Source organism: Variovorax sp. 20P10.2.4, from assembly GCF_058244205.1.
The window spans coordinates 1-2401 of the sequence record NZ_JBZAYE010000887.1 but is presented as its reverse complement, the minus strand read 5'-3'; the positions used below and the strand labels follow the sequence as shown (position 1 = coordinate 2401).

General features: G+C 72.3%; 3 protein-coding genes. All 3 read right to left on the bottom strand.

Annotated features, from left to right (window positions below):
- A partial coding sequence (locus tag AC27VN_RS39010) for a xanthine dehydrogenase family protein molybdopterin-binding subunit (RefSeq protein WP_490880143.1) occupies positions 1-1380 on the bottom strand: 1380 nt, incomplete at its 3' end.
- On the bottom strand, positions 1377-1910 hold the full coding sequence (locus AC27VN_RS39005; protein ID WP_490880142.1) for a (2Fe-2S)-binding protein: 534 nt from the start codon (positions 1908-1910) through the stop codon (positions 1377-1379). The genes AC27VN_RS39005 and AC27VN_RS39010, both read right to left, overlap by 4 nt.
- Positions 1910-2401, bottom strand: a 492-nt coding sequence (locus tag AC27VN_RS39000; RefSeq protein ID WP_490880141.1) for an FAD binding domain-containing protein, incomplete at its 5' end; no start/stop codon positions are given. The genes AC27VN_RS39005 and AC27VN_RS39000, both read right to left, overlap by 1 nt.

The window sequence follows — 2401 nt, the reverse complement described above, 5'->3', positions numbered from 1 at the left end:
GCCGCGCTCGCGCAGCGCGGCCTGCTCGCGGCGCAGCGCGCCGTAGTCCATCAGCGTCTCGATGCGGTCCAGGCAGGCCTGGTGCGACAGCCCCTCGAGCAGGATGCCCGAGGCACCCTGGCGCGGATAGCTGCCGTCCTCCATCACGTTGCTGCGGCGCAGTTCGAGCGGGTCGATGCCCAGCTTCGCCGCGGCGAGATCGACCAGCCCCTCGGTCACCGTGCAGGCGATCGGATGGCCGACGCCGCGGTACTGGCTGGTCTGCACCTTGTTGAGGAAGGCGACATCGAGCCTGGCCTTGTAGTGCGCGTGCTTGTAGGGGCCGCCCGTGATGTTGATGACCTGGTTGCCCTCGATCGCGCTGGTGCGCGGGAACATCGAGAACGGGCCGATGCCCGTGAGGTCGTCGATCTGGAACGCCAGCATGCGGCCGTCGCGCGCCAGCGCGAGCCGCGCCTTCACGCGGTGCTCGCGCGCATGCACGTCGGTGACGAAGGACTCGAGCCGGTCGGCGACGAACTTGACGGGCCGCCCCAGCAGCACCGACAGCGCCACCGTCGCGAAGTCGTCGGCATAGGCATGCACCTTGATGCCGAAGGAACCACCGACGTCGCGGCAGACCACGCGCACGTCGGCCTCCTGCAGGCCGAGCTGGCGCGCATAGAGGTCGGCCATCATGTGCGGCGCCTGGTGCGAGTGGTGCACCACGAGGCGCCGGCCGGTGGGCGTGAAGTCGGCCAGCACGGCGCGCGGCTCCAGCGTCACGCCGGTGTGGCGGCCGAAGCGGAACTCGTCCTCGACCACCACGTCGGCGCCCTCGAACACCGCTTCCACGCCGCCGGTGTCGATCTCGCGGTGGAAGCACAGGTTGCTGCCGAGCTCGGGATGGATCACCGGCGTGGCGGCATCGAGCGCGGTGTCCATGTGCACCGCCGCGGGCAGCGGCTCCCATTCGACCTGGACCGCGTCGAGCGCGTCCTCGGCCAGCGCCCGGGTGCGGCCGAGGATGGCGAGCACCGCCTCGCCCTGCCAGGTGGCGCGCTCGATCGCCAGCGCATGCTGTGGCGGCGAGCGCATGCCCGCCAGGTGCTTGAGCGTGCCGACCCAGGGCGCGCAGACCGCCGCGAGCTGGCGGCCATCGACGATGGCCGCGATGCCCGGCATGCGGCGCGCCGCCTCGGCATCGATGCGCACGATGCGCGCATGCGCGTGCGGGCTGCGCAGGTAGACCACGTGCAGCATGCGCGGAAGCTCGAGGTCGTCAACGTAGTTCGCGCGGCCCTGGATGAGCCGCTGCATGTTGGGCCGCTCGACCGACTGGCCGATGTAGCGCTGCGCCTCGATCTCGCGCACCGGCGCGGGGAGGGTGAGGTCGTTCATGCCGCGCTCCCCGCGGCGCCGCTACAGCCGCCGCATCGTGCCTGCCGTTCCTGCCCGGCCAGCGCGATCGCGTCGACGATCGCGTGGTAGCCCGTGCAGCGGCAGTAGTTGCCCGAGATCTGTTCGCGGATCGTTTCGCGGCCCGGGCAGGGCGTGCGTTCGAGCAGCGCGTGCGCGGTCAGCAGCATGCCCGAGGTGCAGGCGCCGCACTGCGCGGCATTGCGCGCCGAGAAGCTGCGCTGCAGGTCGGCGAGCGTGCCGGCGTCGGACAGGCCCTCGATGGTCTCGATGCGCCGGCCGTCGGCCTGCACCGCAAGCACCAGGCAGCCGCGCGCGATCTCGCCGTCGATCAGCACCGTGCAGGCGCCGCACACGCCGTGCTCGCAGCCCACGCGCGTGCCCTTCAGGCCGAGCTCGTCGCGCAGCCAGTCGACCAGGTGCTGGCGCGGCTCCACGCGGCAGGCGTGCACCTCGCCGTTGACCTCGATGCGCACCGCGAGCTTGAGGTCGTGGGTGTCGGTGGTGTCCATCACTGGGCGGTCTCCGGTTGCAGCACGCGCTCGACCGCGCGCCGCAGCAGCACGCCGGCCAAGTGGCGCTTGGCCGCGGCGCTGCTGTGCAGGTCGGCATCGGGCTGCATGTCCTCGTCGAGGCTCAGCACGGCCGCCTCGAGCGTGCTTTCGTCGGCCTGCGTGCCGGTCAGCCGGGTCTCGGCGCCGAGCGCGCGCATCGGCGTGTTGCCCATGCCGAAGAAGGCGATGCGCAGGTCGGACAGCCGGCCCTCGTGCACGTCGGCGGCCAGCGCGATGCCCACGATGGCGTAGTCGCCATGGCGCCGCGCGAGTTCGGCGAAGGCGAAGCGGCGCGCCGGGCCCGGCAGCGGGAACTCGAGCGCCACCAGCACCTCGTGCGCGCGCAGGTCGGTCTGGTAGAGGTCGATGAAGAAGTCGCCGGCCATCACGCGGCGCTCGCGCTGGCCGTCGCTCACGATCAGCTCGGCATCGGCCGCGAGCGCGCAGGC

Excerpts from the sequence above, each read along its gene's own strand:
- AC27VN_RS39005 (WP_490880142.1), bottom strand. The coding sequence starts at position 1,910 with ATGGACACCACCGACACCCACGACCTCAAGCTCGCGGTGCGCATCGAG.